This is a genomic window from Mycobacterium lehmannii (assembly GCF_001499925.1).
GTDB classification, from domain to species: domain Bacteria; phylum Actinomycetota; class Actinomycetes; order Mycobacteriales; family Mycobacteriaceae; genus Mycobacterium; species Mycobacterium lehmannii.
Map to the genome: position 1 here is coordinate 473,321 of NZ_LQIR01000001.1, position 24,842 is coordinate 498,162.

At 66.9% G+C, this 24,842-nt stretch carries 23 protein-coding genes and 1 other RNA gene; 10 read left to right on the top strand and 14 right to left on the bottom strand.

The window, feature by feature from the left end; genetic code table 11:
• Positions 1 to 2: 2 nt before the first annotated feature.
• From AU192_RS02295 to AU192_RS02315, 5 genes are all read right to left on the bottom strand, one after another.
• Entirely contained in the window at positions 3 to 2,969 is a 2,967-nt protein-coding gene (locus AU192_RS02295) for a bifunctional [glutamine synthetase] adenylyltransferase/[glutamine synthetase]-adenylyl-L-tyrosine phosphorylase (protein ID WP_064394055.1), read from the bottom strand.
• A 38-nt stretch (positions 2,970 to 3,007) separates the two neighbouring features.
• Positions 3,008 to 4,348, bottom strand: coding sequence for a type I glutamate--ammonia ligase (gene glnA, locus AU192_RS02300; RefSeq protein WP_064394056.1), 1,341 nt, complete (start codon positions 4,346 to 4,348; stop codon positions 3,008 to 3,010).
• 63 nt (positions 4,349 to 4,411) lie between these two features.
• Positions 4,412 to 5,608, bottom strand: a complete 1,197-nt coding sequence (locus tag AU192_RS02305) for a hypothetical protein (protein ID WP_064394057.1) — start codon at positions 5,606 to 5,608, stop codon at positions 4,412 to 4,414.
• Positions 5,609 to 5,612: 4 nt separating this feature from the next.
• A complete protein-coding gene (locus AU192_RS02310) occupies positions 5,613 to 6,752 on the bottom strand; it encodes a sulfotransferase family protein (RefSeq protein ID WP_082694885.1) in 1,140 nt (379 codons plus the stop codon).
• Positions 6,753 to 6,757: 5 nt separating this feature from the next.
• Positions 6,758 to 7,672 carry an NAD-dependent epimerase/dehydratase family protein gene (locus AU192_RS02315; RefSeq protein ID WP_064394059.1) on the bottom strand — a complete coding sequence of 305 codons (915 nt, stop codon included), beginning with the start codon at positions 7,670 to 7,672 and terminating at the stop codon, positions 6,758 to 6,760.
• A 26-nt stretch (positions 7,673 to 7,698) separates the two neighbouring features.
• Between AU192_RS02315 and AU192_RS02320 the strand changes: the two genes are divergently transcribed.
• The 4 genes from AU192_RS02320 (at position 7,699) to AU192_RS02335 (ending at position 10,736) form a co-directional block, all read left to right on the top strand.
• On the top strand, positions 7,699 to 8,295 hold the full coding sequence (locus AU192_RS02320) for a VOC family protein (protein WP_235630165.1): 597 nt from the start codon (positions 7,699 to 7,701) through the stop codon (positions 8,293 to 8,295).
• 38 nt (positions 8,296 to 8,333) lie between these two features.
• Positions 8,334 to 9,266: an acyl-CoA thioesterase gene (locus tag AU192_RS02325; protein ID WP_064394061.1), complete on the top strand. Its 933-nt coding sequence runs from the start codon at positions 8,334 to 8,336 to the stop codon at positions 9,264 to 9,266.
• A 2-nt stretch (positions 9,267 to 9,268) separates the two neighbouring features.
• Complete coding sequence (locus AU192_RS02330; protein WP_064394062.1) at positions 9,269 to 9,871, top strand: TetR/AcrR family transcriptional regulator; 603 nt, start codon at positions 9,269 to 9,271, stop codon at positions 9,869 to 9,871.
• Positions 9,872 to 9,959: 88 nt separating this feature from the next.
• Positions 9,960 to 10,736, top strand: coding sequence for a hypothetical protein (locus tag AU192_RS02335; protein WP_233151483.1), 777 nt, complete (start codon positions 9,960 to 9,962; stop codon positions 10,734 to 10,736).
• A gap of 35 nt (positions 10,737 to 10,771) precedes the next feature.
• On the opposite strand, the gene AU192_RS02340 is transcribed toward AU192_RS02335, so the two are convergent.
• Both AU192_RS02340 and AU192_RS02345 read right to left on the bottom strand, forming a co-directional pair.
• On the bottom strand, positions 10,772 to 12,289 hold the full coding sequence (locus AU192_RS02340; protein ID WP_064394063.1) for an alpha/beta hydrolase: 1,518 nt from the start codon (positions 12,287 to 12,289) through the stop codon (positions 10,772 to 10,774).
• Between the two features lie 45 nt (positions 12,290 to 12,334).
• A complete protein-coding gene (locus AU192_RS02345) occupies positions 12,335 to 13,726 on the bottom strand; it encodes a WS/DGAT/MGAT family O-acyltransferase (protein ID WP_064394064.1) in 1,392 nt (463 codons plus the stop codon).
• Positions 13,727 to 13,886: 160 nt separating this feature from the next.
• On the opposite strand from AU192_RS02345, the gene panB reads away from it, so the two are divergent.
• Positions 13,887 to 14,750, top strand: a complete 864-nt coding sequence (gene panB / locus AU192_RS02350; protein WP_064394065.1) for a 3-methyl-2-oxobutanoate hydroxymethyltransferase — start codon at positions 13,887 to 13,889, stop codon at positions 14,748 to 14,750.
• On the opposite strand, the gene AU192_RS02355 is transcribed toward panB, so the two are convergent.
• Entirely contained in the window at positions 14,747 to 15,526 is a 780-nt protein-coding gene (locus AU192_RS02355) for an enoyl-CoA hydratase/isomerase family protein (protein ID WP_064394066.1), read from the bottom strand. The two genes, panB and AU192_RS02355, sit on opposite strands and share 4 nt — an antisense overlap.
• A gap of 75 nt (positions 15,527 to 15,601) precedes the next feature.
• On the opposite strand from AU192_RS02355, the gene AU192_RS02360 reads away from it, so the two are divergent.
• Entirely contained in the window at positions 15,602 to 17,083 is a 1,482-nt protein-coding gene (locus tag AU192_RS02360; RefSeq protein WP_064394067.1) for a CYTH and CHAD domain-containing protein, read from the top strand.
• Positions 17,084 to 17,109: 26 nt separating this feature from the next.
• On the opposite strand, the gene rnpB is transcribed toward AU192_RS02360, so the two are convergent.
• Positions 17,110 to 17,529, bottom strand: an RNA gene (gene rnpB, locus AU192_RS02795) — RNase P RNA component class A.
• 59 nt (positions 17,530 to 17,588) lie between these two features.
• On the opposite strand from rnpB, the gene AU192_RS02365 reads away from it, so the two are divergent.
• Genes AU192_RS02365 through AU192_RS02375 form a run of 3 tightly spaced genes read left to right on the top strand, consistent with a single transcriptional unit; the run spans position 17,589 to position 18,991 of the window.
• Positions 17,589 to 18,044: a helix-turn-helix domain-containing protein gene (locus tag AU192_RS02365; protein WP_064394068.1), complete on the top strand. Its 456-nt coding sequence runs from the start codon at positions 17,589 to 17,591 to the stop codon at positions 18,042 to 18,044.
• A 9-nt stretch (positions 18,045 to 18,053) separates the two neighbouring features.
• Complete coding sequence (locus tag AU192_RS02370) at positions 18,054 to 18,491, top strand: VOC family protein (RefSeq protein WP_064394069.1); 438 nt, start codon at positions 18,054 to 18,056, stop codon at positions 18,489 to 18,491.
• A 5-nt stretch (positions 18,492 to 18,496) separates the two neighbouring features.
• Complete coding sequence (locus AU192_RS02375) at positions 18,497 to 18,991, top strand: methyltransferase family protein (protein WP_064394070.1); 495 nt, start codon at positions 18,497 to 18,499, stop codon at positions 18,989 to 18,991.
• Positions 18,992 to 19,006: 15 nt separating this feature from the next.
• Here the strand turns inward: AU192_RS02375 and AU192_RS25565 are convergent, their stop codons facing one another.
• From AU192_RS25565 to AU192_RS02390, 3 genes are read right to left on the bottom strand one after another with little or no spacing between them, the layout of a single operon-like run.
• Positions 19,007 to 19,321 carry a hypothetical protein gene (locus tag AU192_RS25565; protein ID WP_133148006.1) on the bottom strand — a complete coding sequence of 105 codons (315 nt, stop codon included), beginning with the start codon at positions 19,319 to 19,321 and terminating at the stop codon, positions 19,007 to 19,009.
• A gap of 52 nt (positions 19,322 to 19,373) precedes the next feature.
• Positions 19,374 to 20,168, bottom strand: coding sequence for an envelope biogenesis lipoprotein LpqN (lpqN, locus tag AU192_RS02385; RefSeq protein WP_242656881.1), 795 nt, complete (start codon positions 20,166 to 20,168; stop codon positions 19,374 to 19,376).
• 40 nt (positions 20,169 to 20,208) lie between these two features.
• Positions 20,209 to 21,645 carry an HNH endonuclease signature motif containing protein gene (locus AU192_RS02390; protein WP_064394073.1) on the bottom strand — a complete coding sequence of 479 codons (1,437 nt, stop codon included), beginning with the start codon at positions 21,643 to 21,645 and terminating at the stop codon, positions 20,209 to 20,211.
• Positions 21,646 to 21,938: 293 nt separating this feature from the next.
• On the opposite strand from AU192_RS02390, the gene AU192_RS02395 reads away from it, so the two are divergent.
• Positions 21,939 to 23,138: an IS110 family RNA-guided transposase gene (locus AU192_RS02395; protein WP_064394201.1), complete on the top strand. Its 1,200-nt coding sequence runs from the start codon at positions 21,939 to 21,941 to the stop codon at positions 23,136 to 23,138.
• Positions 23,139 to 23,242: 104 nt separating this feature from the next.
• Here the strand turns inward: AU192_RS02395 and AU192_RS02400 are convergent, their stop codons facing one another.
• Positions 23,243 to 23,869 (bottom strand): class I SAM-dependent methyltransferase, encoded by a 627-nt coding sequence (locus AU192_RS02400; RefSeq protein ID WP_064394074.1) that lies wholly within the window; start codon positions 23,867 to 23,869, stop codon positions 23,243 to 23,245.
• On the bottom strand, positions 23,856 to 24,812 hold the full coding sequence (locus AU192_RS02405) for an NAD(P)/FAD-dependent oxidoreductase (protein ID WP_064394075.1): 957 nt from the start codon (positions 24,810 to 24,812) through the stop codon (positions 23,856 to 23,858). Before AU192_RS02405 ends, AU192_RS02400 begins: the two co-directional genes overlap by 14 nt.
• Positions 24,813 to 24,842 lie beyond the last annotated feature (30 nt).

Consider the following 24,842-nt stretch of genomic DNA (forward strand, 5'->3'; position numbering starts at 1 on the left):
CACTATGCCTCGCCACCGAAGACCTTGCGCACGACGGCTTTTGCCCGCCTTGTCACCCGCAGGTAATTGTCGAGGAACTCGCCCCCGTCGTCACTGTCCCAGCCGGCGGCCACCGCAACGGCGTTGAGCTGGCGTCCCGGCCCGGGTAATTGGTCGGTCGGCTTGCCGCGCACCAGAACCAACGCGTTACGTGCCGCCGTCGCGGTCAGCCAGGCCTGACGCAGCAGTTCGACATCGCCCTCGGCGATCAGCTCGGCGGCGCCGATCGCGTTCAGCGACTGCAGCGTCGACGTATTGTGCAGCGCGGACACCTTGTGCGCGTATCGCAACTGCAGCAGCTGCACCGTCCACTCGATGTCGGTGAGGCCTCCGCGCCCGAGTTTGGTGTGCGTATTCGGATCGGCTCCCCGCGGCAGCCGTTCGGCGTCCACCCGAGCCTTGATCCGCCGGATCTCCTGTACCGCTTCGGCCGACACCCCGCCGGGTGGGTACCGGATCTTGTCGATCATCAACAGGAACCGCTCCCCCAGGTCCAGATCGCCAGCGACGCGGTGGGCCCGCAGCAGCGCCTGCACCTCCCACGTCTGGGCGTAGCGCTCGTAGTAGGCCTGATACGAAGACAGGGTGCGCACCAGCGGACCGTTGCGACCCTCCGGCCGCAGGTTCGCGTCGACCTCCAGCGGCGGATCCGAACTCGGTGTCCCGAGCAGAGACCTCACCTGTTCGGCGACCGTCACCGCCCACTTCACCGCGGCCGATTCGTCAACTCCGGCTTCGGGTTCGCACACGAAGAGCACGTCGGCGTCCGAACCGTAGCCCAGTTCGCCCCCGCCGAGGCGGCCCATGCCGATCACCGCGAGCTTGGCCAGCGGCCCCCGGTCCGACGTTTGGGCGCGGATCACGGTTTCCAGCGCCGCCTGCAGCACCGCGACCCACACCGACGACAGCGCCCGACACACCTCGGTGACTTCGAGCATGCCCAGCAGGTCGGCGGAGGCGATCCGCGCCAGCTCGCGTCGACGCAACGTGCGCGCCGCCGCGATCGCCCGCTGCGGCTCGGAATACCTTGCGGCCGAGGCGACAAGCGCCCGCGCCACCGCGTCGGGTTCGGCGTCGAGCAGTTTGGGCCCGTTGGGGCCGTCGGCGTAGGACTGGATGACTTCCGGGGCCCGCATGAGCAATTCCGGAACGTAGGCCGACGTGCCGAGCACCTGCATGAGGCGTTTGGCGACGGCGCCCTCGTCGCGCAGCGTCGCCAGGAACCACCGCTGTTCGGACAGCGCATCGCTGATGCGGCGGTAGGACAGCAGCCCCGCATCGGGGTCGGGGGTGTCCGACAGCCAATTGAGCAGCGTCGGCAACAAGACCTGCTGCACGCGGCCACGCCGCGCGCTGCTCCCGGTGAGGGCGGCCAGGTGCGTCAATGCGCTCTGCGGGCCTTCGTACCCCAGTGCCGCCAGCTGCCGTTCGGCGGCCGCCTGCGTCATACCGTCCGAGATGCTCACTGCCGGTTGCCCGACGGACTCCAGAAGCGGTTGATAGAACAGCTTTTCATGCAACCGCGACACCCGCAGGCTCTGGCGCTTGAGCTCTTCGCGCAACACGCCAAGCGCATCGCGCGTGCCGTCGGGCCGCACGTGCGCGGCCCTGGCCAGCCAGCGCAGCGACTCGTCGTCGTCCTCGTCGGGAAGCAGGTGGGTGCGCACCATCCGCTGCAGCTGTAGCCGGTGCTCGAGTGTGCGCAGGAATTCATACGACGCGGTCAGGTTGGCGGCGTCGTCGCGCCCGACGTATCCGCGTTCACCGAGTGCGGCCAGCGCGGCCACCGTCGACGCGACGTGCAGCCGCTCGTCGTTGCGGCCGTGCACCAATTGCAGGAGCTGCACGGCGAATTCGACGTCGCGCAGCCCGCCGGTGCCCAATTTGATCTCCCGCGAGCGTTGCCCGGCGGGCACGAGCTCCTCGACCCGCCTGCGCATCGCCTGCACTTCGGGGACGAAGTCCTCGCGCTCGCTGGCCGTCCACACCATCGGCATCAGGGCGTCGACGTAGGCCTGACCGAGTTCGGGGTCGCCCGCGGCCGGCCGCGCCTTCAGCAAGGCCTGGAACTCCCACGTCTTGGCCCAGCGCTCGTAGTAGGCGACGTGCGAGTCCAGCGTGCGCACCAGCTGGCCGTGTTTGCCTTCGGGCCGCAGCGCCGCGTCGACTTCGAAGAACGCGTCGGCCGCGAACCGCATCAGCTCGCCGGCCACCCGGGTCGCCAACGCGTCGGCGGGCTCGGCGACGAAGATGACGTCGACGTCGCTGACGTAGTTCAGTTCGCGCGCACCGCATTTGCCCATCGCGATGACCGCGATCCGGGGCGGTGACTCGCCCCCGGTCGTCTTGATCGCGAGGTGCAGCGCGGCGGCCAGTGCCGCGTCGGCGAGGTCCGACAGGTGCTCGCCGACGGTCGGGAAGGGCAGGACCGGTTCGTTCTCCACCGTCGGTGCCAGGTCCAGGCTGGCCAGCACCAGCACCCGGTCGCGGTAGAGCTTGCGCAGCGGCTGCAGCGCGGTAGACGTGTCGGACGCCTCGTCGGCCAGCGCGACGAACATCTCGCGCAGCGCGTCACGGGTCGGCAGGGCGACGTCACCGGCGAGCAACCGCCAATTCTCCGGAGTCGCGATGAGGTGGTCACCGAGGGCCAACGAGGAACCCAGCAGGCTGAACAGCCGGCCCCGCAGGCTTTTGTCGGTGAGCAGAGCGCGGTTGAGTTCGTCCCAGCCATCGCCCAACGCCTCGGCCAACCGGACCATCGTGCGCAGCGCGGTGTCGGCGTCGGGGGCGCGCGACAACGACCACAGAAGCTCGACGTGCGCGTCAGTGTTCCAACCCAACAGGTCGAGTTCCGCGGGCGCGGTGGGTTCGACGAGTCCCAACCGGCCTGCGCTCGGCAGCTTCGGACGCTGCGTCGCTGGTTTGGCCACGCCTAAAAGGTAGCGCAGCACCTATGTCGGCTAATCACCTACAGAGACAGGTAGGCCTTCAGCTCGAACGGTGTGACGTGGCTGCGGTAGTTCTCCCACTCCGCGCGCTTGTTGCGCAGGAAGTAGTCGAAGACGTGCTCGCCCAAGGCCTCCGCGACAAGTTCGGAGTTCTCCATCTGCTCGAGCGCGGCGCCGAGGCTGCCGGGAAGCTCCTTGTATCCCATCGCGCTGCGCTCTTCGGGGGTCAGCGTCCACACGTTGTCCTCGGCCTCGGCAGGCAGCACGTAGTTCTTCTCGATACCGCGCAGGCCCGCGGCCAGAAGCACCGCGAACGTCAGGTACGGGTTGCACGCCGAGTCGGGGCTGCGCACCTCCACGCGCCGCGACGACGCCTTGCGCGGGGTGTACATCGGCACCCGCACCAGCGCCGATCGGTTTGCCGCACCCCAGGACGCCGCCGTCGGCGCCTCACCGCCGTGCACCAGGCGCTTGTAGGAGTTCACCCACTGGTTCGTGACGGCACTGATCTCCTTGGCGTGCTCGAGGATCCCGGCGATGAACGACTTGGCAACGTCGGAGAGCTGCAGCGGGTCATCGGGGCTGTGGAACGCGTTGGTGTCGCCCTCGAACAGGCTCATGTGCGTGTGCATGGCCGAACCAGGATGTTCGGCGAACGGCTTGGGCATGAACGACGCCCGGACCCCGTCCCCGAGCGCAACCTCCTTGACGACGTAGCGGAACGTCATCACGTTGTCTGCCATCGACAGGGCGTCGGCGTAGCGCAGGTCGATCTCCTGCTGGCCGGGCGCGCCTTCGTGGTGGCTGAACTCGACCGAGATGCCCATCTGCTCGAGCGCGTCGATGGCGTGCCTGCGGAAGTTGGGCGCCGAATCGTGCACGGCCTGGTCGAAGTAACCGCCGTTGTCGGCGGGCACGGGCGGGGTGCCGTCGTCCTCGCCGGGCTTGAGCAGGAAGAACTCGATCTCCGGGTGGACGTAGCAGGAGAACCCGAGATCGCTGGCCTTGGCCAACTGCCTGCGCAGCACGTGGCGCGAGTCCGCCCATGACGGGGAGCCGTCGGGCATGGTGATGTCGCAGAACATCCGCGCCGAATGATGACGGCCCGAACCGTCGGCCCACGGCAGCACCTGAAAGGTGGACGGATCGGGGCGGGCCACCATATCGGCTTCCGAGACCCGGGCGAAGCCCTCGATCGACGAGCCGTCGAATCCGATCCCCTCTTCAAAGGCGCCCTCGAGTTCAGCCGGGGCGATCGCGACCGACTTGAGGTATCCGAGCACGTCGGTGAACCACAGCCGGACGAAGCGGATGTCGCGTTCCTCCAGCGTGCGCAGCACGAATTCCTTCTGCCGATCCATGATCGCAGCGTAGGCACCGGCTGTTAAATCGGTGTTACACGGCGGCTGCAATCGATGGGCTGATCACCAGATCCGGCGCATCTGCGCACCCGTTCGACGGTGCCGCAGCTGGGTTCGGCGCTCATCTGGGGTGAGCACCTGTGTGCCCTCCGGGAGATGGTCGAGCACGTCGGCGACCGGCACCTTCGTGACCGTGACGTCGGGGAACTCCTCGGCCTTGTAGAACCGTGCCTGCAGGATCCCCCACGGCCAGTCGGCCTTGTCGAGCCAGTTGTACACGCCGGGATCGCGCTTGGACACCACGCCGCGACACCAGCCGTCGGGGTCGATCCGCGCCTGAATATCGTTGAGGCTGGATTGCCGGTTCACCCAGTCCACCGTCGAGAACCGGTCGTCGGCCACCAGGATCTGCCAGTAGTAGCAGTTCGCCGGCACGGGGAACTCGACGATCAACGCCTCGTCGTCGGCAATCTGATGGATGCCGTCGTAGTAGGCCTGCTTGGTGGCCAGGCCACCACCCTGCTGGATCCACTGCGACCGCAAAAGCACGTTGAAACCGTGGTGCTCCCGGTAGTACCGGACCAGCTCCATGTCGAAGTCGATCATGCCCTTGATCCAGTCGCCCAGTTCCGAGAACCGTCGCGCGATCTCCGCAGGCGACATGTCCTCACCTGCGTCGTCGAGGCGGTTGATCGCGACCTGGGCGTCGATCTCTGCGTTCCAGTCGCAGGCGCATTTGCGCATGAGCAGCTTGCCGACCTCGGGGTTGAGCGGCCACCAGTCGCCGTCGTAGGAGTCGGGACGTTCGGCGGACATGATCACGCGGAAGGAACCGTCCTCGGCGATCGTCAGGTCATCCAGGTCGTGGGTGATGGCCCGGAACTTCATCTGCCGCTCGACGCCCTTGAGACTCTTCATCATTCCGGGTGCCTGCTGGGTGATCTCGACGAACCGCACTGTGCCGCGACGACCGACGAGTTCGTAGACGCCCGACCCGTCGACCTCAGCGCTCAGGTACACGTAGTCCGGGTTGGGCCCGCCCTGATTGCACGCGTAGTTCCACAGCGGCATGAACACCGGCCGCCGCGAGTCGGTGTAGACGTGGCAGAGGTAGCCGCACGCGAGAATCGACAGGGCGAGCTTGTTCATGTCCTGCACTTCGGCTTCGGAGGCGCCGTCGGGCCGCCACGTCGCCAGCAGGTGGTCGGCGACGCCTTTGAGCGCCTCCATCTGGGTGTCCCAGCGGGGTAATGCGGTCATCGTGTCAGCCCTCCACCGTGACCTCGAAATGCCGGATGTAGAAGTCGTAGTCGGATCGGATCTCGTCGGCCGAGAGGCCGAACTGCTCGGCGGTGTACCTATGCGTTCCCTTGGCGCCCACGGCGTTGGCGTCCTGCCAGACGAAAATCGCCTGTGCAACATCGGGTTTCAACTCCAGACCCAGCCAGTCGTAGACACGGCGCACGGTGCCCCTTGGATCGGAGACCAGCTCACGATGATGTACGTCGAGGAAGCGGTCCTCACCGATGCGTGCGCGTTCGACGATGGCGCGCTCCATGCCCTCACGCAGGTGATCGCACACCTCGCGGCCGAGTGCACACAGGTCCCGTTCGCCCGCCGCGGGCGGGAAGATGGTGGACACCAGGCTGGTGTAGGACGGCACGACCTTGGCCGGGTCGCGGTGTGTCATCACGAACCGCATGTTCGGGTAGGCCTCGGCGAGCGCCTCCAGGTGGAATTTGTGGTGAGGCGCCTTGAACAGCCACAGCTGCGGTGGGCACGTCGACCCCAGCAGCTTCACGACCCTGCGGTGGTAGGCGTAGGTCTCGCTCAGATCCGCGCGCCGCCACCACGATCGGTAACCCGCCACCGGCAAGGTCATCTGCTGGCCGTGGAACGCCATCCCGAGGATCTCGGTGTCCTCCATGGTGGCGTCGACCTCGAAGATGTGCATGGCGGCCTGCGCGGCGGGTCGGTCCTCGTGCATCCGGATGAAGGCCTGCCTGCGCGGGTCGTCGGCCTCGCCGCCGGCGACCGGCGGCGGAACGGGTTGGTACTGCTCCCAGCCACGCAGACACCGGAACTGTGGATCGAGCGACAGCATGTCGGCAAGGGCGGTGGTGCCCGTGCGCGGCAACCCGTTGATGTCGATGGGCCCCTCGATGACGACGTCCTCGACCTCGGGGTGTGCCCGGTAATAAGCCTCGACCTCGAGGCGGTTGATCAGCCTGCGGCGCAAATCGCCGATGACCGCGGCGTCGGTGCCCGGGTCCAGATCGCCGTCCCGTTCCAGGCTTTCCAGCAGGATGGCCAGCCCTTCGCGGAAGTCTCCGGGCCCGAAGTCCGCGCGCCCGCATTCGGCGACCGCTTCGTCGAGCAACTGTTGCGGATCGGGATAGCGCATGTGCGTCACGCCTCGATGCGGTCCGGATAGTGGTGAGCGGCCATGGCGCGGAAGCCCTCTCGCCAGTCCACGGTGCAGGGTCCGGTGATCGATGTGCGCTTGGTGTGGTCGCCGACCGAACCGACCGAGGCACCGGGCACAGGCTGCATGTCCACCTGCGGCGACACGCCGAGAAGTTCACCGAAGTACGCGCACCACTGCTGGACGCTCACCGGAGTGTCGCCCGCGAAGTTGACGATGGTGGCGGGAACGCTCGCCGCGTCCAGCAGCGCTGGGATCTGGGCGTTGATGTCGTCGTAGTGGATCGGGCTGTACGGCAACGGGTCCCATCTAGCCACGACGGGCCGACCCTCCGCGATGGCCTGCAGGTGCCACAGCGGCAGACCGCCCCGCTCGCCGTACGCGCTGCCCATCCGGGCGATAACTGTGGGTATGCCGAACTCGCGTGCACAGTATCTGGCGATGGCCTCTTCGGCGATCTTGACGATCGAATACGGTTGTGGACTGGGCAATCCGGCATCGCCGATCGGATCGTCCTCCCGGAATGGGTGCCACGGGTCGGGGTGAGGTTTGTAAACGGTGACCGTCGACATCACCAGCGCCGCCTTGACACCGCGGCAGTGGGACAGCAACAGCCCGGTTCCCTCGGCGTTGACGCGTAACCCTCGCTCATAGTCTTCGCCGAAATCGGCGGCGATGTGCAGCAGGTAAGTGAAATCGGTTGGCAGCTGGGAAAAATCCCCGTCGCCGAGATCGACGCGGCGGGTGGTCACACCGAGGGCTTCGACCTCCTCGCGCGCTGCCGGGTCGGAGAACCGAGCGATCCCCCACACCTCGTTGTCCCTAGCCAGTGTCTTTGTGATGCCGTAGGCGATGCGACCGGCCGGTCCCGTGATGAGGACGCGTTCCCCGCTCAGCATTGCGCGGTCATGCCATGATCGTGCGCATGGACCTGTTCGAACAGCCTTGGCCCGAAGGAGATTTTCGGTTCTTTCAACTCGGGCACGTCGTCGAGGACGTCCTCGAGGCCGCCGCCAGTTGGGCGCGCGTGTTCGGGGTCGGACCGTTCCACGTGCTGCCCATCGCCGATCAGGTGGCCGACTACGGGGGTGAGATCCGCACGGTCCGGATTCAGGTCGCGGTGGCTCAAGCCGGCCCCGTACAGATCGAATTGATCCAGCAGCATTGCGACACACCCAGCATCTACTCCGAGTGGAGCCGGGGCGGAACGAGCTCGTTTCACCAAATAGCCACGATCACAAGTGATTACAATGCCAAGACGGCACACTTCGCGTCGCTGGGCTATCCGGTTGCCGCCCAGAGCACCGGTGGCGGTTTCCGCGTCGCCTACATCGACACCGTGGCCGCCTTCGGGTTTTACACCGAGGTCGTCGAGGCCCCAACCGCCTTCCTCGACCAGGTGCGTGCCATCTCTGAGACATGCGCCGACTGGGACGGCAGCGATCCGGTCCGCATCATGACCCGCGACGGCTACCGAGTGCCGGAGGATTCCAAGGGGCACCCCCGGACTCTAAAGTCTTAGAGACAGCGGTGGCAAGCATCTGGCAGGATCCACCCGTGATGGCCACTGATGAGATCGACCCGTTGACCGACCTGTCCGGTCCGCTGCGCGGAACGGCACTGGAGAAGGCCGTGCTCGAGTCCCTCGACACGCTCGAGCGGGCGTTGGAAATGACATCGTTGGGCGACAACCGCTTTCGGGCGACCAACGAACGGGACCGCTTCGGCCGGATCTTCGGCGGCCAGCTGCTCGCACAAGCCCTGTACGCCGCGTCGCACACCGTCGACGGGCACGCGCCGCATTCCCTGCACGCCTACTTCGTCCAGACCGGCGCCTCGGACACGCCGGTCGACATCGCCGTCGAGGCCGTGCGCGACGGGCGATCGATGGCGACGCGTCGGGTCACCATCGCCCAAGGTGAGCGCACCCTGCTCACCGCCCTTGCGTCGTTCCACACCAATGCCGCCGAACCCGAACTCGAGCGCCCGCAGCCCGAGACCCCGGGTCCGGAGGAGATGCCGCTGCTGCAGCACTGGGTGCACCAGGTCCCCGCGCGGCTGAGGAAGAACGCGCAGAACTGGGTCGACGTTCCACCGGCAGTGGAGATGCGCATCGCGGAGCCGACGAACTTCCTGGGTGGCAGGCAGACGGCCGAGCCCCGGTCGCACTGGATGCGGTTGCCCCGTCCCGTCGGTGACGAACCCGCGCTGCACAGCGCGATGCTGGCGTACGCGAGCGACTACCTGCTGCTGGACATGGCGTTGCGCAATCACCCGCACCCCGCCGACTACGCGTCGATCGCGGCGGTCAGCCTCGATCACGCGCTGTGGCTGCACCGGCCCGTCCGCTTCGACGAGTGGCATCTGTACACCCAGGACACCGTGGCCGTCACCGGACATCGCGCGCTGATCCGCGGGACCATCCGTGACGCGGTGGGCCGCACCGTGGCCAGCACCTCGCAAGAAGTGCTGATCCGCCCGATTGCGAAGTAGAGATGGCCGCGCGTCGGGCGCCGGACAGCCGTCAACGGCGCCGCGAATTGTGTGACGCCGGCATCGAGTTGCTCGCCGAGCTGGGCGCCAAGGGCCTCAGTCATCCGCGAGTCGACCGCCGGGCGGGGGTGCCCGATGGGAGCGCCTCGTACTACTTCCGCACCCGCACCGCGCTGATCCACGCCGTCGCCGAGCGGGTGGCCGAACTCGACCTTGCGGACCTGCGTTCGGTCACCGAAGCCCACGTCGACACATCCCGGCAGGCCGCCGTCGCGAGGCTGGCCGAGGTGGTGATGAAGTCGCTGACCGGCACCGGGCTCACCCGGACACGCGCGCGAATCGAGTTGCTCCTGCAGACCAGCCGCGATTCGGCGATATCCGCTGTCTTTCATACCAATTCGCAGACCTATCTCAGATTGCACCGAGAGCTCGCGGAGCGATCACAACCGGACGCGGCCGACCCCTCCGCTGTCGACGACCGGGCCCTGCTCACGGTGATGTTCATCAGCGGGCTCATGCTCAGCGCCGCGGCGGGCAGTCAGCCGGCCATCGAGCGCGATCGGCTGGAGTATTTGCTCGCCCAGATCGCTGCGAGCCGATCCTGAGGCGTCGCATGGGTTTCGACGGCACACCCCCCGGGTAGTCGGCGTTCATTCGGGGGGTCGCGCCGCTGAGCCGATGCGAGGAGCGACCATGAATCTCAAGAAAACCGCAATATCGATGAGCCTGGTCGGGGCGGTGGGGGGCTTCGCCGCACTCGGGTTGGGTGTGGGCACCGTGCAGGCCGACCCGAAGTTCCCGTCCCCGCCGGTGCCTCCCATTCCGGGCCCACCGCCGGTTCCCAAGGTCGACGTGCCAGGGGTCGAGGTACCGCGAGTCGAGGTACCGAGGGCACCCGAGGTGAATGTGCCACGGGTCGAGGCTCCGCGGGTCCCGGACGTCGACGTGAACGTGCCGCCGGTCGAGGTGCCGCCGCTGCCCAAGGTGGACGTGCCGCCTGTTCCGGCTCCCGTCGTCGATGTCGACGTGCCCAAGCTGGAGCCGAACCTGCCCGACGTCGACGCCTACTTCGGCCTGCCGGGCGGTCGCATTCCGCCTGGGCAGCTGATGAACTCGGCAACCATAAACGGGGTGCCGAATCCGTTCTTCAACATCCCACCCGGACAGCTCAAGAAGATGCGCACGGTCCAGGGGTATGAAAACCCGTTCTTCGATGAGGCACCGGGCCACTGGGAGATCCCTGCGTCGGTCGTGCCCGACGCCTGGCCGGGCGTTCCGGGGATCGACGACTACTTCGGCCTGCCGGGCGAGCAGATCGGCGCGGTACAACTGAGGGCATCGGCCACCATCAACGGGGTGCGCAACCCCTTCTACGGAATCCCGCCGGATGAGCTGAGGAAGCTTCCGACGGTGCAGGGTTTCGAGAACCCGTTCTTCGACGGCGCCCCCGGCCACTGGGAGATTCCGTAGCGGTCACAGCCCAGCCGAAGACGCCCCGCCGGTGATCAGTCCGAGGAGCAGGTGGTGTCGGTCGGCGGCAGCGTCAGGTCGACGAGGTAGTTGGCCGCGATGTCGTCGACGCAGTTGTTGCCCTGGAACACCACAGTGTGCTGGGTGCCCTGGAACGTCACCAGAGTCCCACCGAGTTGCTTGGCCAGCTCCACACCAGCCTGGTACGGCGTCGCGGGATCGTTGGTCGTCGACACCACGAGCGTCGGTGGCAGCCCCTCCACCTGGAGTTCATGCGGTTCGCTCGTCGGCGGCACGGGCCAGAACGCGCACGTGCCCAACGGTGCGTGCCCGGTGAACTCGCCATAGCTCATGAACGGCGCCGCCTCGCGCACCCGCCGGTCCTCCTCGACGACCTTCGCGCGGTCGGTGACGGCGGGCTTGTCCACGCAGTTGACCGCGACCCGTACGTCGGTCGAGTTGTTGTAATGACCCTGCGCGTCGCGGCCCATGTACAGATCGGCCAGCGCAAGCATGGTGTCACCGGCGCCCCGCTCCATCTCGCTGAGCGCCTGCGTCAGGTGCCGCCACAGGTCCGGCGAGTACAGCGGCAGGATGGTCCCGACGATGGCGTCGGAGTAGCTCAGCCCCCGCGGATCCCGCGTCCGCAGCGGCTTTTCCACCAGCGGGTCGACCAGGCTGTGGTAGACGTCGTTGGCTTTCGAAGGGTCGGTGCCCAGCGGGCAGGCGGGGTTCTGCGCACAATCGGCGGCGTAGTCGTTGAACGCGGTCTGGAAGGCTGCGGCTTGGCGGACGTTGGCCTCGGTGGGATCGGCGTTGGGATCGACCGCCCCGTCGAGGACCATCGCGCGCACCTTGTCCGGGTAGTTCTCGGCATAGGTGGCGCCGATGCGGGTGCCGTAGGAGTAGCCGAGGTAGGTCAGTTTCTCGTCACCGAGCGCTTGGCGCATCGCCTCAAGATCCTTGGCCACATTCACGGTCCCGACGTTGGCGAGGAACTCCTTGCCCATCTTGTCCTCGCAGCGCTGGACGAACTCCTTGGTCTCCTTCTCGATCTCGGCAACCCCCTCCGGCGAGTAGTCGACCTGGGGTTCGGCGCGCAGCCGGTCGTTGTCGGCGTCGGAGTTGCACCACAGCGCGGGGGTGGAGTTCGCGACGCCACGAGGATCGAAGCCGACGAGGTCGAAGCGTTGGCGCACCGACTCGGGCAGCGAGCCGACGATGCTCGCGGCGGCCTCCACACCGGACTCCCCCGGCCCTCCGGGGTTGATGATCAGCGAGCCGATCTTGTCGCCGGTGGCCTTGAACCGGACCATCGCGATGCGGGCGACGTCTCCGTCGGGCTCGTCGTAGTCCACCGGGACCGACAGCATGCCGCACTCGGCGTCGGCGGGAATCCGCGACTCGTCGGACTGTTCGGTCTGGCATTTGGCCCATTCGATCGGGGTGCCTGGTGGCGGCACCGCGACGACGGCGCGGCCGTCGACCAGTTGGCTGCATCCGGTGGCCGCGAGCAGCACAGTGGTCGCGAAGACCCCGATCTTGGCGTTCATGGCTCAACATGCTGCCATGAACCCTCATCGCCGCTGGCTAGGGCGCTATCGCGTGGCGGCCAACAGCTCGTCGAGGGCCGCGGAGAAGTCGTCGGCCATATCCCACAGGTCGGGCAGCAGTTCCGGGCAGGACACGATGCCGACGTTCAGCGACCCGGACAGCGACATCACGGTGATGTTGAGACCCGACCCGTGGAAGATCGGCCCGAGCGGATACATCGCCTTGGCCTCGCAGCCCAGGTAGTACAGCGGCACCTGCGGGCCCGGAACATTGGAGATGACGAGGTTGTGCACCGGCCGCGCACCGCTGAGCCGGCTCGAGGCGTAGACGCGCATCGCGACACCGAATACCGCCGGGGCGGCGAACTGTGTCCAGTCCTGCAACAGGGTCGCACCGATCGCCGAACTGTGTTGTTTGGCAACCGAATTCGCCTCGGCGATCGATTTCAGCCGGGCCGCTGGATCCTCGATGTGGGTCTCCAGCCGCGAGAACATCCCCGACACCTGGTTACGCCCGGGCCGGTCGGACTTGTCGTGCACGGAGACCGGCACCATCGCGACGAGCGAGTTCTCCGGCAGCTGGCCGCGGTCGGCGAGGTATTTGCGCAGCACGCCGGACACCAGCGCCATCACCACGTCGTTGACCTTGACCCCGAAGTGGTTCTTGACGGTCTTGATGTCCTCGAGATCCAGTTGCGCGAACGCGACGTTGCGGTGCCCGGTGACGTTCATGTTGAACACCGTCCTCGGGGCGGCGAACGGCGGCGCCATCGAGAGGCCCGAGCGGGCGCGACGGACCGTGTCGACCACCGAGGAGACGGTCATGGGCACCGCGCTGGCCAGCTTCAGCGGTCGGGTGGCGAACTTGACCGCACCGGAGATCGCGATCTCCAGTGAGCTCGCGTCACCGGAACCGTCGACGGGATCCGGTGGCGGCGCGTCGGGTTCGGTGCTGCACAGCTGCGACATCATGCTCGCGCCGGTGACTCCGTCGACGCCTGCATGGTGCACCTTCGTCATCACCACGAGACGCCCGCCGTCCTGCGGGTTGGTCCCGTCGATGTTCTCGATCACCCACTTCTCCCACAGCGGGCGGGTGCGGTCGAGCGGCAGCGACGCGATATGTCCGCAGATCTCCGCGAGCTCGCGGGGGCCCCCGGGCGCGGGCAGGCCGATGCGATGCAGATGGCGGTCGACGTCGAAGTCCTTGTCCTCCACCCACACCGGATGGTCGAGGTTGAACCGGGTGTCGGCCAGCTTGTCGCGGAACTCCGGCATCGCCTTGATCCGCATGTTCAACTCGTCCCGGAACCGGTCGAACGTGTAGCCGCCGGGCATCGTCGAGGTGTCGAGTTCGAGGATCGAACACACATGCAGCGGCTGCTGCGCGGTCTCGAGGTACAAGAAGCTGGCGTCGAGCCCGCTGAGCCGTTGCATGTCGGAATGCTATGCCCGGTGACGCCGGGTGTGAGCAAATCCACTCAACAGGCCTTTTAACATCTCGCGCACAGAGTGGCAGACTGAGGGGCGTCAGCGAACCCGGGGACCGATTTCGGCCTCGAGGATTCGACCCGACCCACCCAATTGGGGGACAACGATGTCTGAGCAGACCGTGTACGGGGCTGCCGAGGCCAAACCACGCACCTCTGCCGAACCGCCCGCTCCGCGGACGAAGGTCCGCACCCTGCATCTGCAGAAGTGGAAGGCCGAAGGCCATAAATGGGCCATGCTCACGGCCTACGACTACTCCACCGCCCGCATCTTCGACGAGGCAGGCATCCCGGTGCTGTTGGTCGGCGATTCGGCCGCCAACGTCGTCTACGGCTACGACACCACCGTGCCCGTGTCGATCGACGAGCTGATCCCGCTGGTACGCGGCGTCGTGCGCGGTGCACCGCATGCGCTGGTCGTGGCCGACCTACCCTTCGGCAGCTACGAGGGCGGGCCCCAGCAGGCGCTGGCCACCGCGACCCGCTTCCTGAAGGAGACCGGTGCGCACGCGGTCAAGCTCGAGGGCGGCGAGCGTGTGACCGAGCAGATCGCAACGCTGAGCGCGGCAGGCATCCCTGTGATGGCCCACATCGGGTTCACCCCGCAGAGCGTCAACGGTCTGGGCGGATTCCGGGTCCAGGGCCGCGGTGACGCCGCCGAGCAGACCATTCACGACGCGATCGCCGTGCAGGAAGCAGGCGCGTTCTCCGTCGTCATGGAGATGGTGCCCGCCGAACTGGCCACTCAGATCACCGGCAAGCTGACCATCCCCACGATCGGCATCGGCGCCGGCGCGAACTGCGACGCGCAGGTGCTGGTGTGGCAGGACATGGCCGGTATGACCAACGGCAAAACCGCGAAGTTCGTGAAGCGCTTCGGCGACGTCGGTGCCGAATTGCGCCGCGCCGCAGAGCAATACGCCGACGAGGTGGCCAGCGGGGTGTTCCCCGCCGACGAGCACTCCTTCTAGGCGAACTCGGCTTTTCGCTTGGCCAGGAAGGCGTCGACGCCTTCTCGGCCGTCGTTGGAGACCGCGCGGGCGGCGATCAGCCGTCCCTCGAGTTCCATCTGTTCCTCGAGCCCGTTGCCGAACGTTGTAAGCAGCAGCTGCTTGACCCCACCGTTCGAGCCGGCCGAGGTGGCCGCCATCTGGTCCGCCAGCTTCGAGGCCCGGTCGGCCAGTTCGGCGTCGGGGACCACCTCGGTCACCAGGCCCCACTGCGAGGCCTCCTGCGCGGTGAGGGTGCGGTTGGTGAGCATGAGTTCCTTGGTCTTGGTGATCCCGATGAGCCGCGGAAGGTAGTAGGAGGCGCTGCCGTCGGGGCTGAGGCCGACGCGGGTGTAGGCCATCGTGAACGATGCCGACTCGGCGGCCAGCACCAGGTCGCCGGTCACCGCGAGCGAGAATCCCGCGCCGGCCGCGGTGCCGTTGACGGCGGTGATCACGACCGCGTTCATCCGAGCGAACGTCGAGATCGCCCGGTGCAGATCGTCGGCGACGCCCTTGATCTGCGCGCCGCGGTCCGGCGCCGATGCGAAGTCCTTCAAATCACCACCGGCGCAGAAGAACCGGCCCGACCCGGTGAGCACCACGACCTTGGTCGCGGCGGTGTCGCACTGCTTGGCCGCCGCGGCCAGCTCGCGAGTCATGGTGCCGTTCATGCCGTTTGCGGCATCCGGCCGATTCAGCGTGATGCGGGCGATGGCACCGGTCTGCTCGAAGGTCAGCGTTTCGTATTCGGTCACACAGGGACACTATCTTCTCCGTCCTCGGCATCCGTTCCCCCGTGTTCACCTGCATGTGGCAATCTGTCTCGCACCATGGGCAAATCCAGCGACAAGTCGACGCGGCATCTGGAGGTCGAGCGCAAGTTCGACGTCGGCGAATCGACCGTGGCACCGTCGTTCGAAGGGTTGTCGGCGGTGGCCCGGGTCGAGGGATCGCCCGCGCACCACCTGGAGGCCGTGTACTTCGATACCCCCGATCACGACCTCGCGGCGCGGCGTATCACGCTGCGCAGGCGCACCGGCGGTCCGGACGAAGGATGGCATCTCAAACTCCCCGCGGGCCCCGACGCCCGCACGGAGGTCAGGGAGCCTCTCGGCGATGAGAACGAGGTGCCCGAGGCGCTGCGCGACATCGTGCTGGCCATCGTGCGCGACCATCCGCTGCGCCCCGTCGCGCGCATCTCGACCCGGCGCACCGTCAACATGCTCTACGGTCCCGACGGGACGCCGGTCGCGGAGTTCTGTGACGACCACGTGACGGCGTCGGCCGAGCCGGGCGGCCCTGAGCAGGCGTGGCGCGAATGGGAACTCGAACTTACCGATGGTGCCGACCGGGAACTGCTCGACCGGCTGTCGAACCGGCTGATCGACGCCGGCGCCGAAGCCGCGGCCAGCGGTTCGAAGTTGGCGCGGGTGTTGGCGGAGTCGTCGGCACCGGAGACTGCCTCCGCATCGAGCGACGTCGTGCACCGTGCGGTGGCCGCACAGGTCGAGCAGCTGATCGAGTGGGACCGCGCGGTGCGCGCCGACGTGCCGGACTCGGTGCACCAGATGCGGGTGACGACGCGCAAGATCCGCAGCCTGTTGCAGACCTCTCGGGATGTGTTCGGCATCTCCGACGACGCCTGGATTCTCGACGAGCTCAAGCAACTGGCCGCAATTCTGGGAGTGGCGCGCGACGCCGAAGTGCTGGCCGAACGTTACGAGGAGGCCCTCGGCGAGTTGCCGGCGGCGTTGGTCCGCGGGCCGGTGCGGGAGCGGCTGGTCGACGGGGCCAACCGTCGCTATGCGGCCGGGTTGCGCCGGTCGCTGATCGCCATGCGGTCGCAGCGTTACTTCCGGCTGCTCGACGCGCTCGAAGGGCTGGTCGCCGCGGAGCCGGCGCTGTCACAGGACCAAGATGAGCGCACCCAGGCGACGATCGGCGCGGCCTACAAGCGGGTGCGCAAAGCGGCCAAGGCGGCCGCCGCCGCTGAGGCCGACGACGACAAAGACGAGGCCCTGCATCGAATTCGCAAGGGCGCTAAACGTCTTCGATACACGGCAGCGGCGACCGGCGAGTCCAAGGTCTCGGATCGGGCCAAGAGCATTCAGTCGCTGCTGGGTGACCACCAGGACAGCGTCGTCAGCCGGACCCACCTCAGCCAGCAGGCCGATGCCGCGCACGCCGCGGGCGAGGACACGTTCACCTACGGTCTGCTCTTCCGGATGGAGGAGGAACTGGCGCACCGCTCGCGGGAGCAGTTGAAAGGCACGCTGAAGAAACTCGCCAAGGCGGTGCGCAAGGCACGGTAGCGCGGCCCGGCCCACCCGGCCAGGGGCGGATGAGTTGGCCTGTAAGCCGGATTCTGTCCCGCACCACCGCGGCTGACCGCGGCGGCGAGGTGGCGACCATCCATCTGGACACACCGTCGCCGGGTGCCTCGAGCGGCCTACCCGCAGGCTCGGGCGAGCAACCCTCGGGCGCCTGCGCGGCCGCAACCAGGTTGCGGCCTTCTTGGCCTTGCTTCGGGTGGGGTTTGCCTAGCCACTCCGGTCACCCGGAATGCTGGTGCGCTCTTACCGCACCGTTTCACCCTTACCTCCCCGAGTCCGAAGACCCGGTGGTGGCGGTCTGTTTTCTGTGGCACTTTCCCGCGAGTCACCTCGGATTGCCGTTAGCAATCACCCTGCTCTGTGAAGTCCGGACTTTCCTCGAAAATCCAGGTGAACCTGGATCCCGCGGCCGCCCAGCCAACTCATCCGCGGGTTCAACGTACTGGGTGTCGCCGCTGTTCCGCGAGTTCGACATACTTGGCGCATGGCCCGGGTGCCTCCGGCGCGCTATCTGCTGCGCGCCAAGGATCTGGTCGACGCGCGCTATGCCGAGGCGATCACCGTCGACGACCTCGCCGCGGCCGCCGGGCTGTCGCGCGCGCACTTCAGCAGGATGTTCACCCGCACCTTCGGCGAAACACCGCGCGCCTACCTGCAGACCCGTCGCCTGGAACGTGCGGCCGCGCTGTTGCGCTACACCGACCGCTCGGTGGCCGATATCTGCGTGATGGTGGGCCTGCAGAGCGTCGGGTCGTTCACCACCAGCTTCGCCCGGGTGTACGGGCTGCCGCCGGCCGCGTACCGCGCGAGCCTTCCACCCGCGGCCGTCCATGCCCGGATTCCGAGTTGCATCCTCAAGCGCGACACCCGACCTCCCGCCGACAGTCGGGTGACCAAGACAGCACACGGGGAGAAGACGAGGAAAGTCGGGCGGTCGTAGCGTTCAGCCATGATCAAAATCGCAAGCGCCCACCTGTGGGTACATGACCAAGAAGCCGCACTGAGATTCTGGACCGAGAAGGTCGGTATGGAAGTGCGGCAGGATGTTTCACTGCCTGATGTCGACGGCATCTTCCGATGGTTGACTGTCGGACCGCCGGGCCAGGACGACGTGTCAATCGTGCTGATGGCCGTACCCGGCCAACCGGTCATGGACGAGCCGACCCGCAAGCAGGTACTGGACCTGACCGCCAAGGGCTTCGCGGGCACCGTGTTTCTCACGACGGAGAACTGCCAGGCCTCCTACGAGGAAATGCGTTCGCGCGGAGTCGAGTTCACGGAGGAACCCCACGAAATGCCCTACGGCATCGACTGTGGATTCCGCGATCCGTCGGGCAACAGCGTGCGCCTGACCCAACTCGCGGACATCTCGGCCATCACGGGGTAGCGCACGTGCGGACCAGCACCGCTGCGGTCGCCTCGGCTGCCTTCTTCGTGGTCGCGCCCGGCACAGTCGTCGGGGTCGGCCCGTGGTTGATCACGCGCTGGGAGCTTTCCGAGGCTCCGGCGTGGCGCGTGGTGTTGGGCGGGATCATGATCGTCGCCGGCCTGTTCCCGCCCATCCACGCGTTCATCGAATTCGTCAGGGCAGGCGGCACTCCCATGCCCGTCGCGCCGACCCAGCGGCTGGTCGTGACGGGGTTCAACCGGTTCGTCCGCAACCCGATGTACGTCGGTCTGATCATCGCGATCCTCGGCCAGGCAGTGCTTTTCGCCAACCTGTGGCTGGTGTTGTACGCCGCGATCGCATGGGCGGTCACCGCGTCGTTCGTGCGGTGGTACGAAGAGCCCACCCTGGTCCGGACCTATCGTTTGCAGTACGAGACGTACCGTGCAAACGTGCGCGCGTGGATTCCTCGGTTGACCCCGTGGACGGCGCCGTCCTGATGCTTTAGGCGGACGTCAGCCGCGAGGCCAAGTCGAGCGTGGCGCCGGGCCCGCGGGCGGGGCGGGACTGAGGTTCGCGCCGGGGACCTGCGAGTTCTGCCAGGCCGCAATGCACAGTCCGATCCTCCCCGGTTTGCACCAGCCGCCGGTGCCCGAGACCCCCAGTGAGGTCTGCGACTGGTCCCAGCACACCCCGGTGCGCTGGTCCCACACCTCGCCGGCCGTGCACTGCGCAACCGCCGCAGGCGCGGCCACGAGGGACCACGAGATCACTACGGCGCTGCACACCGAAGCCAACAGGGCGGCTGGAGCCGATGTCCGGATTCTCATATCGATGCGTCTCCGTCGGTAAGCGGGGTCCATGGGTCACGGATGCCGGTGATCACGACGGCGGCCTGATGGTCGTCTGTTCATCGATCACCTTGATGGCATCGAGCACCACGTTCTGCTCGCTATCGGGACTGTCCGCATTCAGCTGAAGGACGAATAGGCCGTCGGCGGCCGGCACCACGACCGTCTTTTGAGCGACGAATCGCGGCTTGCCGTTGTCCATGAAATTGCCGGCGAACGAAATCGAGTCGAAGCCGCCGAAGGAGCCCCTTGTGGGTTCTCCCAATGGTTTGAACTCGGCCATTTCCTCCAGTTGCTCCGGCGCGTACTCGAAGATCTTCGCCGGGTCGACGTTGCCGGTGAGTTTGGAGGCGATCGCGTACATGTCGGGCGGATCGTTGGGATCCTTGGGGGCGTCGTAGACGATGGCTCCGTAGGCCCACTCCGGCGTCGCCTCCCCCGCATCGCTCCATCGGGGTGGAATGGGGAAATCGAAATCGGGGGTTCCCGGCTCACCCGGTTTGATCGGCGTCTCGGCGATCCCGTTCTCGGTGATGTACTCGTTGATCGTGTCTTCGTCGTCCGCCTGGGGGCTGGGCGCGGCCGACGTGCCGGTTGTGCTCGTCGCCGAGGTCGTTGTCGTGGCGGCGGTGTCACTTTCACCGCTGGAACCACAGCCCACAAGCCCAAAGCTCAAAGCAACGGCACAGAGACCAGCCGCCGTTCCTACAGGGAGATTTCTCATGGACTCCTGTCTCCTACGGTCACTTTTCCGGAACACGAGGCAAGATCTGGACACGAGCTTAGGACCGCGGAGACCGAATATTGGCAGGTTCATCAATTTCATGATCAATTGGCCTGCCGGCAAGATGCGCGTGACGCCGAGTTCAGAACGGCGGTGGCTTGTAATTCGCGGCGAGCCACGCCTGATGTTGGCGTTGCTCTTCGCCGATCAGTTCGCTGCGTCGCCGTCGTTCGGTGTCAATGCGTTCACGGCGCACCTGTTCGCGGGTTTGCCTGCGGCGCGGCATCATCACCATCCGCTCGGCGGTGTCGTTTGGTGGGGGTGCGGTGGCTCGGATGACTCCGGTGGGTTGGCGCAGCACCGGGAACAAGCTCGCCCCGTGGGGTTCGGATCGGTACTGGTGTCCGGTCGGGGCGGTGAGAACGACTGCACCGTCAGGCAACTGTTCTTCCCGCCAGCCACCGCTGCCGCTATAGAACGTCTTGATCAGATGATGAATGCGGCAGTAGTGCTTGGTGTTCGACGGATGCGTCGGGCCGTAGGGCCACGGCACCGTATGGTCCACATCGCAGCCCCACACCGGTTTGTCACAACCAGGCCAGCGACACGTCACGTCGCGCCACTGCAAGAACTCAGTCAACCTGGCGCCGGGACGATACCCGGCGCGCGCAGCGTCATCGGCTGAGGGCACGATCACCGGCTTGAGTTCAGCGTTGCGCGCCAGCTCACGCACCGACTCGGCAGGCAGAACCCCGAAACCGGGCAGATATCCCGGTTTGGCGCTGGTGCCCTCCACGGTGCCCTGCTCAGCCAGCACATGGACCACCGCAGCAGCCGCCTCGGCCCGCCGCCCAGCCGCCGGGCAATCGTCGAGCCCGCACTGGCAAGCCAGTGTGGCTTCCCGGCGACCCAGCGGCCCGCACGCATCAGCGCGCCGCTGGGCCTTGGTGCGCGGATCGTTGTCACACACCGTGGCCGCCAACGCATCCAACCCAGCATCGAGCGCGGCGCCATCTTCAGCACGGAGCTGGGCAGACATCAAGGCCGTCCCCGCGACGTCACCAGGATTGATCTCGACATAGCGGTGCTTGTCGGTTTCGGGCGGCACGCGCACCGCGGCCGGATCGAACTCGGCGATGAACACATCGATGCGATCGCGCAGTTTGGGTTTGGACAGCTTCATCCACTTCTCAACCCGCCAGGCCAACGCCTCATCCAGGCCCACCATCACCTCGTCATCGACGTTCTGGGTGCGCGCGATAATCGTCGACACCATCCGATAGTCGATTACCCCCCGACGAAACCTCCGCAGCACCTGCGGAAGCCGATCCCGCAGGCTCAGGGCCATCTCGACCTGACTCACCGCCCGGGCGTGGCTGATGTTGTGCACCGCCGAGATCTCAGCTGCTACCGCCGAGATCGCATCAGCGACATAGAACTCGGCTCCAACCATCTCGGGGTGACGCCGCGCGCACAACTCCCCCACCAACGACAACCGCCGTCCCGTCGCCGCGGCCTCCTCACGCGCCTCCTCACCCATCAAGGTGACCAAGTCCGCATCCGAAGCCTCTTCGAACATGCTTCCGACACTACGCCCGCCCACCGACATTGATGGTGTTCAACCGACCGCGGTTGAGAATGGGCTGGCCCGTCCGCCGCTGGTGGTGACCCTCGCACTGACTGACGCCCTGCTGGGTTGTCCTTCGCTTGATCTGTCCCACCGGTGGCGGTCGGGTCTCGCACCCTGAGCCCCGGCAGAGCGGACATGACCTAATCAGGAGCCTGGCAGTTCCCTCTTCAATGTCTTGTCTGCCCGCCCTACCGGGTGTCATCACAACCGCCGGTGCACACCGGCAGAAGGGCACCACCATCGTGACACCATCACGGGTCGTCGTCATCGGCGCCGACACCCACCTCGACACAATTCACCTGGCCGCTGTGTCTGATACCGGCAAACCCCTTGGCGATGCGGAGTTTCCCACCCGCCCGACCGGTTACTACATCGCGATCAAGTGGGCGCAGAGCTTCGGGACCGTCATGATCGCCGGGGTGGAAGGCACCAACTCCTACGGCGCTGGGCTGACCCGAGCACTGCAGGACGCCGGTATCGACGTCGTGGAAGTCAATCGCCCTGACCGCGCCGCACGCCGACGCCGCGGCAAGTCTGACCCGCTGGATGCCTACGCCGCCGCCCGCGCCGCGCTCTCGGGCCACGGCCTGGCCGCCCCCAAAGACGAACGGACCGCCGCACTGAGCGCGCTGTTGACCGCTCGCCGCGGCGCGGTCAAGGCCCAAACCGCCGCAACCAACCAGATCCAATCGCTGTTGGTGACCGCACCAGTTGAGCTGCGCGAACGCTACCGGCGCCACACCACCAGGGGATTAATCAAAGCGCTGGCGCGCTGCCGGCCCACCGCCCACACCGACACGACCACCATCGCCGTGCTCACTGCACTAAAGACCCTGGCCTACCGTGCTCAGTTCCTCCATCACCAAGAACACCAGCTGACCGACCAAATCCAGATCCTGGTCCAACAGATCAACCCTGGGCTACGCGCCGCTCACGGCGTCGGACCTGACACCGCCGCCGCGCTGCTGATTACCGCCGGCCTGAATCCTCACCGACTGCGCAGCGAGGCCGCCTTCGCCGCCCTGTGCGGAACCGCCCCTGTTCCCGCATCCTCGGGCAAGACCACCCGCCACCGCCTTTCCCGCGGCGGGGACCGCTCGGCAAACAACGCCCTCTACCGCATCGCCCTCGTCCGAATGTCCAACGATGCCCGCACCCGCGAATACGTCGCCCGCCAAACCGCCGACGGCCGCAGCAAGATTGAAATCCTGCGACTGCTCAAACGGGCCATCGCCCGCGAGATCTTCAGACTGCTCACACAAGCCTGCGAAATCGACGACTACAGCGATCTTCGACCCGCACGCCGAGCCAAGAACATCACCCTGACCACCGTCGCCGAACACTTCGGCGTCTGGCCCAACGACATCTCGCGACTCGAACGCGGACTCAAACGCGACGACACCCTGGCCGCCAACTACCGCCTCTACCTCAACGCCGCTTGACCCTTAACACGAATAGGAGCATCAAGTCTTAACGACGAAAGCATTTCTCTGTGAATGAGTTTCGGCCTGTGGAGAACCTCACGAAATGCGACCGCGACCGGCGTCTACCGGCGCCGCAGCAGGATCACGTTGTCGGACCACTGCGCCGGCTCGCCGTCCGGCGTCGTGACGTCACGCATCGGCGTACTGATCCTTGCCGGTTCCCATTCGGACTCGGACAGGTTCAGCGCCGCGACGACCTCCTCGGGCGGTGTGAACGTCTGGTGGTGGCCATGAAGTTCGGAAAGCCACGGCGGCGGTGTGCCGTGGTCGACGATGAGCAGGAGCCCGCCCGCCCGGACCACCCGCGCGGCCGAGCGGAAGATCGCCGTCCGATCAAGGGGGAATGTCGAGTGCAGGAACTGCGCGTTCACCAAATCGAATTCGCCGCAGGGGAAGCTCTCCGACAGGTCGTGTTGCTGAAAGTCGATCCGATCGCCCACCCCGCGCGCGACGGCATCGGTGGCCGCACGCCGCAACGCGGTTTCGGCGATGTCGACGGCGACGACCCGCCATCCCCTTTCGGCGAGCCACATCGCGTCGCCGCCCTCCCCGCTGCCCAGATCGAGCGCGGTACCGGGCTCGAGGCCGGACACCATCTCGACCAGACGAACGTTCGCCCGCCCGCTCCAGATGCGATTGCGTTCGCTGTAGCGCTCTTCCCAATGTTGTTTGGCGTCAGGCGTTGACATGTGGGCTCCCTTCGGGAACGACTGCTGGAAAATACTCTTCGACCAGGCTCTGCACGACGGCGGCCGCCGCCGCTGAACCCGCCGCCACCGCCGCGGCCACCTGCGGCATCTGGGCCACCAGGTCGCCTGCGGCGAAGACGCCGTCCGCACTGGTGCGATAGAACGCGTCGATGTGAACCGGGTTGTGCGCGACCGGAGTCGACTCGCCCGTTGTGGCGCCGAGTTGTTCGGCCAGCGAAGTGCGCTGGTGAAGCGTCGTGGCGACCAGGATGCCTGTCCGGGGCAGCCAGCTGTCGTCGGTGAACACCACGGCCTCCAGAGTGCCTGCGGCGCCTACCAATTCGGCCACCGGCCGTTCGTCGATCGTCACACCCGCAGCCGCCAGCCGCTCGCGCTGTGCGAGGTCGAGTTCGGTGGGACCGTCGGTGAGCAGGACGACGTCGTCGCTCCAGAGACGCAGCAACAGCGCCGTATGCACCGCACGCTCACCGCTGGCCAGCACGGCCAGGGGCTGATCGCGGACTTCCCAGCCGTGGCAGAACGGGCAGTGGAAGGCGGACCGACCCCATAGCTCCGCCAGGCCGGGAAGCGGCGGCGGCCGGTACTCCATGCCAGTGGCCAACACCACCTTCCGGGCCCGCTCGACTTTGCCGTCGTCCAACCGCAGGACGAACAGTTCGTCCGCGCGCTCCCCGCCGGTGACTTCTGCCGTTCGCACTTCGACCGACGGATACGCCGACAACTCTCGACGTCCCAACGCGTACAGCTGCGCCGGCGGTCGGCCGTCGTGGCCCAGAAGCCCACCGATGCCGTGCGCGGAAAGGTTGCTCTGTGCGCCGCCGTCGATCAGCAGTGTGCGACGACGGGCCCGGCCCAGCACCAGCGCGGCACTCAGCCCGGCGGCACCGCCACCGACGACGACGCAATCCCAAATCCTGTCCATGCGACCACCTTGCAGCGGCCGCGGGAAACT

Excerpts from the sequence above, each read along its gene's own strand:
- glnA (WP_064394056.1), bottom strand. The coding sequence starts at position 4,348 with ATGGATCGGCAGAAGGAATTCGTGCTGCGCACGCTGGAGGAACGCGAC.
- AU192_RS02305 (WP_064394057.1), bottom strand. The coding sequence starts at position 5,608 with ATGACCGCATTACCCCGCTGGGACACCCAGATGGAGGCGCTCAAAGGC.
- AU192_RS02310 (WP_082694885.1), bottom strand. The coding sequence starts at position 6,752 with ATGCGCTATCCCGATCCGCAACAGTTGCTCGACGAAGCGGTCGCCGAA.
- AU192_RS02315 (WP_064394059.1), bottom strand. The coding sequence starts at position 7,672 with ATGCTGAGCGGGGAACGCGTCCTCATCACGGGACCGGCCGGTCGCATC.
- AU192_RS02320 (WP_235630165.1), top strand. The coding sequence starts at position 7,699 with ATGGACCTGTTCGAACAGCCTTGGCCCGAAGGAGATTTTCGGTTCTTT.
- AU192_RS02325 (WP_064394061.1), top strand. The coding sequence starts at position 8,334 with ATGGCCACTGATGAGATCGACCCGTTGACCGACCTGTCCGGTCCGCTG.
- AU192_RS02330 (WP_064394062.1), top strand. The coding sequence starts at position 9,269 with ATGGCCGCGCGTCGGGCGCCGGACAGCCGTCAACGGCGCCGCGAATTG.
- AU192_RS02335 (WP_233151483.1), top strand. The coding sequence starts at position 9,960 with ATGAATCTCAAGAAAACCGCAATATCGATGAGCCTGGTCGGGGCGGTG.
- AU192_RS02340 (WP_064394063.1), bottom strand. The coding sequence starts at position 12,289 with ATGAACGCCAAGATCGGGGTCTTCGCGACCACTGTGCTGCTCGCGGCC.
- AU192_RS02345 (WP_064394064.1), bottom strand. The coding sequence starts at position 13,726 with ATGCAACGGCTCAGCGGGCTCGACGCCAGCTTCTTGTACCTCGAGACC.
- panB (WP_064394065.1), top strand. The coding sequence starts at position 13,887 with ATGTCTGAGCAGACCGTGTACGGGGCTGCCGAGGCCAAACCACGCACC.
- AU192_RS02360 (WP_064394067.1), top strand. The coding sequence starts at position 15,602 with ATGGGCAAATCCAGCGACAAGTCGACGCGGCATCTGGAGGTCGAGCGC.
- AU192_RS02365 (WP_064394068.1), top strand. The coding sequence starts at position 17,589 with ATGGCCCGGGTGCCTCCGGCGCGCTATCTGCTGCGCGCCAAGGATCTG.
- AU192_RS02370 (WP_064394069.1), top strand. The coding sequence starts at position 18,054 with ATGATCAAAATCGCAAGCGCCCACCTGTGGGTACATGACCAAGAAGCC.
- AU192_RS25565 (WP_133148006.1), bottom strand. The coding sequence starts at position 19,321 with ATGAGAATCCGGACATCGGCTCCAGCCGCCCTGTTGGCTTCGGTGTGC.
- lpqN (WP_242656881.1), bottom strand. The coding sequence starts at position 20,168 with ATGAAATTGATGAACCTGCCAATATTCGGTCTCCGCGGTCCTAAGCTC.
- AU192_RS02390 (WP_064394073.1), bottom strand. The coding sequence starts at position 21,645 with ATGTTCGAAGAGGCTTCGGATGCGGACTTGGTCACCTTGATGGGTGAG.
- AU192_RS02400 (WP_064394074.1), bottom strand. The coding sequence starts at position 23,869 with ATGTCAACGCCTGACGCCAAACAACATTGGGAAGAGCGCTACAGCGAA.
- AU192_RS02405 (WP_064394075.1), bottom strand. The coding sequence starts at position 24,812 with ATGGACAGGATTTGGGATTGCGTCGTCGTCGGTGGCGGTGCCGCCGGG.